The following is a 5,017-nucleotide window of genomic DNA, read 5'->3' on the forward strand; positions in this document are numbered from 1 at the left end:
GTTGGAGAGAAAGCCCTTGAAGACCTCGAAGCTCAGTTCGGAAGTCAGGCTCTGGTCGAAGAGGTACAGCAGGAACGGAAGAAAAACAAACAGCAGACCCCCGCTCAGGCGATGCAGGATCGACACGCGCCCCGCCAGCGGCAGGCGATACGCCGTCAATATCTGCCCGATACCGATGTTCCGGAATTCCGGCCTCGGTTTTTTTACGGCTTCAGCCATGCTAGACCCCTACTTGTAGTCACACTAATCCGCGATTTTAGCGCCTTTTCATATCGCGCTGCAGCGAAAACCCCGACAGGTCCGTTACAGCACGCGCAATAAAGGCGCCGTCAAAAGGCGCGCGTGCGGGACGCCGCGCCCTCATTCAGCCCAATTCAGCTGAGATCGTTCTGATAGTAATAGCCGGTTGTGACATACCAACCTCGCCGGACTTCCACCGGCCGGTCCCCATAGGTATAGGACACGCGTTCGACCGACAGCAGCGGGAAGCCGGGCGGCACGTGCAGCAGGTCGGCCACCGAGGGATCGGCCGCGACCGCGCGGATTTTTTCCGTGGCGCGGATCATGCGCGTGCCGAATTCCGTCTCGAACATCGCGTAAAGGGGACCCTTGTACTCCGACAGCCGCTCAAGCGTGAGTCCGCGAAACACGGCGCCAGGCAGCCAGATTTCGTCGAGCACGGTGACTTCGCCGTCGAACTGCAGCAGACGCTTGATCAACACCACGGGATCGGCCGGCTTCAGGTCGAGTTGCCGGGCAATATCGGCCGACGCACGCAAACGGCGACACTCGAGCAGGCGGCTTACATGTGGATGTTCGGCGCCGTCATCGGCCAGTAACCGGAGAAAGCGAAACTGCGCGCGATCTTCGTTGTGCGTCGCAACGAACGTGCCCTTACCTTGGCGACGCACCAGCAGATTTTCGGCGGCCAGTTCGTCAATTGCTTTGCGCACCGTGCCCTGGCTGACCTTGTATCTCGCCGCCAATTCGACTTCACTAGGAATGATCTCGCCCGGCTTCCATTCGCCGCTTTCGAGACTCTGCGTTATCAGCCCCTTGATCTGCTGATACAGAGGACTGAAAGTGGGTGACGCAGCAGGGACGGCCGCGGATACACCTTCGCCCGCAGCCGTTTGACCGCCTGGATTCGTGGTGTTGGCCGGGTTCGAATTCATCCGCGCATTTCATCATAAAGGGCTGGGCTGCGTCCAGCATTTCTCCCGCCATAGATGTGTCTTATATAAGACATAAGATAGGGTTGACTTTGCGTCTGCCGACTCCTACACTCCCTGTCGAGCAAGGGTTTGCGGGTTTTTCAGGCGGTTGCGATCTCCATCTGTTTCGTAGCGCCGCGACGCACCGGCAGCCGCTCTGCACCATGCTGTTCCCACGCAATCCAGGTTTCGATTCGCCGCCGTTCGTTGGTCAGACGCTTGCCGAAACGCGCTGTTTGCAGGAGCCCGCACCGTGCGGCGGCTACGCAGGCGCCCCGATGTCCGCTCCCGCTCTCTCAAGAAAGCACCGGCCCGCAGGAAGTTTCCGTACGTGGGCGGAATCCGCGTCAAACGCTGGCTTGAGATGGCTCGGCAGTACAGGTTTCCGGCACGGCGGTCTCGCCGCAGCGCCGCTTCGGCCCGCAATTAATGGGCCGACAGCGGGCCGTCCGCGAACAGTGAATTCCGCCGTGTTTCACAACGCTTCGAGGAACGCGCATATAGAATGGCGTTTTCCCTAGCGTCTAACGCATCGTCCTGGAGATTTCTCAATGGCTAAGCCCGCAAAGCGCGTTGCCGTCACCGGCGCCGCAGGTCAAATTGCTTACTCCCTGCTGTTCCGCATCGCCAATGGTGATCTGCTCGGCAAGGATCAGCCAGTTATCCTGCAGCTGCTCGACCTGCCGCAAGCGCAAGGCGCCGTCAAAGGCGTCGTGATGGAACTGGATGATTGCGCATTCCCGCTGCTGTCGGGCGTCGTGATCACGGACGACCCGAAGGTCGCATTCAAGGATGCCGACGTCGCCCTGCTGGTCGGCGCGCGTCCGCGTTCGAAGGGCATGGAGCGTAAGGACCTGCTGTCGGCGAACGCTGAAATTTTCACGGTTCAGGGCAAGGCGCTGAACGAAGTCGCGAGCCGCGACGTGAAGGTGCTGGTGGTCGGCAACCCGGCCAACACCAACGCTTACATCGCGATGAAGTCGGCACCGGACCTGCCGAAGAAGAACTTCACCGCCATGCTCCGCCTGGATCACAACCGCGCGCTGTCGCAACTGGCCGCCAAGTCGGGCAAGCCGGTCGCATCGATCGAAAAGCTGGCTGTGTGGGGCAACCACTCGCCGACCATGTACCCCGACTTCCGCTTCGCGACCGCAGAAGGCCAGGACCTGACCAAGCTGATCAACGACGACGAATGGAACCGCAACACGTTCATCCCGACCGTCGGCAAGCGCGGCGCGGCGATCATCGAAGCGCGCGGTTTGTCGTCGGCGGCATCGGCGGCTAACGCTGCAATCGACCACGTGCGCGACTGGGTGCTCGGCACGAACGGCAAGTGGGTCACTATGGGTATCCCGTCGGACGGTTCGTATGGCATCCCTGAAGACATCGTCTACGGTGTGCCGGTGATCTGCGAAAACGGCGAATACAAGCGCGTGGAAGGCCTGGAAATCGACGCGTTCTCGCGCGAGAAGATGGACGGCACGCTGCAGGAACTGCTGGAAGAGCGCGAAGGCGTTCAGCATCTACTCGGCTAAGCACCTGATGCAGAGCAACCGGAACTCCGTAGCTTCATCGCAGCGGGTTCCGGTTTTTTTCGTGCGAATCCCGCAGATCGACGGATCTGTGCGGTTCGCGCCTGATCCGAACGCGTTTTGCCTGTCTGCCTGCACGACCAGACAGAGCGCGGCCGAATCGGTTTTTCCTCAACAAAACCCACGCCCCTGACGCCGAAGATGCGCGCCCTCACACCCGCCGAAGTGCTGTTTGACGGCGAAGTGCCGCCCGCTGTGCTGCCTGCCTGCGATCACTACGCCGGCAGTGAAAAGCTGATGCTGAAATCGCTCGCGTTGCAGCAGCAGCTTGGCCCCGTGTTCGACGTCACGCTCGACTGTGAAGACGGCGCCCAGGTCGGCCATGAAGCGGAGCATGCGGACCTGGTCGCGTCGCTGCTCGGCGGCGAGCACGACCGCTTTGGCCGCGTCGGCGTGCGGATTCATGACTTCGACCACGCCCATTGGCGCGACGACGTCCGCCTCATTCTGCGCGCGGCCAGGCGTGCGCCTGCTTACATCACGCTGCCCAAGATCCGCAGCGTGCCCGACGCCGCCGAAATGGTGGCGTTCATCGAGGCCACGCGGCGTGAGTTAGGCATCGCCAAGCCGGTGCCAGCGCAATTGCTGGTGGAAACTCACGGTGCGCTCACGCGCGTGTTTGAGCTCGCCGCATTGCCCGGCGTCGAAGCATTGAGCTTCGGCCTGATGGACTTCGTCTCCGCGCACGACGGCGCGATTCCCGATACCGCCATGCGCTCGCCCGGCCAGTTCGATCATCCGCTGGTGCGACGCGCGAAGCTCGAGATCGCGGCTGCGTGTCATGCGTACGGCAAGGTGCCGTCGCACAACGTCAGCACCGAAGTGCGCGACATGAGCGTGGTCGCGGGCGACGCCGCTAGGGCCCGCAACGAGTTCGGCTACACACGCATGTGGAGCATTCACCCCGCACAGATCGAGGCGATTGTGGCCGCGTTCGCGCCGCGCGACGAAGAGATCGCGACCGCCACCGAAATTCTGCTGGCCGCACAGTCCGCGCAATGGGGGCCCACGCGCCATCACGACACGTTGCACGACCGCGCGAGCTACCGTTACTACTGGTCGGTGCTGCGTCGCGCGCGATCCACCGGCCGCGCCGTTCCGCAAGATGCAGCGCCGCTTTTCGGGGAAGTCGCGCAATGAGCAAACAAACAGGAGAGTGCGGGAGATGAGCGAGACAACGCAAACCGCCGGCGCACAAGGCGCATTCAAACCGAAAAAATCGGTTGCGCTGTCCGGCGTGACCGCAGGCAACACCGCGCTCTGCACGGTCGGCAAGACGGGCAACGATCTGCACTATCGCGGCTACGACATTCTCGACATTGCGGGCAACTGCGAATTCGAGGAGATCGCGTATCTGCTGGTGCACGAAAAGCTGCCGACGCAGGCCGAACTGACTGCGTACAAGACGAAACTCAAGGCATTGCGCGGCCTGCCCGCGAACGTCAAGGCCGCGCTCGAATGGATTCCTGCCGCCGCGCATCCAATGGATGTGATGCGCACCGGCGTGTCGGTGCTCGGCACCGTGCTGCCGGAGAAGGACGACCACAATCTGCCCGGCGCGCGCGATATCGCCGACAAGCTGATGGCCTCGCTCGGCTCGATGCTGCTGTACTGGTATCACTATTCGCACAACGGCAAACGCATTGAAGTCGAGACCGACGACGATTCGATCGGCGGCCACTTCCTGCATCTGCTGCATGGCGTCGAACCGCCGAAGTCGTGGGTCGATGCAATGCATGTGTCGCTGAACCTGTACGCCGAGCATGAGTTCAATGCATCGACGTTTACGGGTCGCGTGATTGCCGGTACAGGATCGGACATCTATTCGGCGATTACCGGCGCAATCGGCGCACTGCGCGGACCGAAGCACGGCGGCGCGAATGAAGTCGCGTTCGAAATCCAGTCGCGCTATCAGACGCCGGATGACGCGGAAAGCGATATCCGCAGGCGCGTCGAGAACAAGGAAGTGGTGATCGGCTTCGGTCATCCGGTCTATACGATCTCGGACCCGCGCAACAAGGTCATCAAGGAAGTGGCGAAGAAGCTGTCGAAAGAAGCGGGCAGCACGAAACTGTTCGATATCGCCGAGCGCCTTGAAACAGTCATGGCCGAAGTGAAAAAGATGTTTCCCAATCTCGACTGGTTCAGCGCCGTGTCGTACCACATGATGGGCGTGCCGACGGCGATGTTCACCCCGCTCTTCGTTATCGC

At 61.6% G+C, this 5,017-nt stretch carries 5 protein-coding genes; 3 read left to right on the top strand and 2 right to left on the bottom strand.

Going from position 1 to position 5,017, the window contains the following annotated elements; all coding sequences use genetic code 11:
- The coding region (locus F759_RS0135065; protein ID WP_027803868.1) for a succinate dehydrogenase at window positions 1-219 on the bottom strand (219 nt) is incomplete at its 3' end.
- 155 nt (window positions 220-374) lie between these two features.
- Entirely contained in the window at window positions 375-1,175 is an 801-nt protein-coding gene (locus F759_RS0135070) for a GntR family transcriptional regulator (RefSeq protein WP_027803869.1), read from the bottom strand.
- Window positions 1,176-1,765: 590 nt separating this feature from the next.
- Here F759_RS0135070 and F759_RS0135075 point away from each other — a divergent pair.
- The 3 genes from F759_RS0135075 to prpC all read left to right on the top strand — a co-directional run.
- Complete coding sequence (locus tag F759_RS0135075; protein WP_027803870.1) at window positions 1,766-2,749, top strand: malate dehydrogenase; 984 nt, start codon at window positions 1,766-1,768, stop codon at window positions 2,747-2,749.
- A 198-nt stretch (window positions 2,750-2,947) separates the two neighbouring features.
- Window positions 2,948-3,946, top strand: a complete 999-nt coding sequence (locus tag F759_RS0135080) for an HpcH/HpaI aldolase/citrate lyase family protein (protein ID WP_027803871.1) — start codon at window positions 2,948-2,950, stop codon at window positions 3,944-3,946.
- A gap of 25 nt (window positions 3,947-3,971) precedes the next feature.
- A partial coding sequence (prpC, locus tag F759_RS0135085) for a bifunctional 2-methylcitrate synthase/citrate synthase (RefSeq protein WP_027803872.1) occupies window positions 3,972-5,017 on the top strand: 1,046 nt, incomplete at its 3' end.

The sequence above is a fragment of the Paraburkholderia dilworthii genome, from assembly GCF_000472525.1.
Lineage (GTDB): Bacteria > Pseudomonadota > Gammaproteobacteria > Burkholderiales > Burkholderiaceae > Paraburkholderia > Paraburkholderia dilworthii.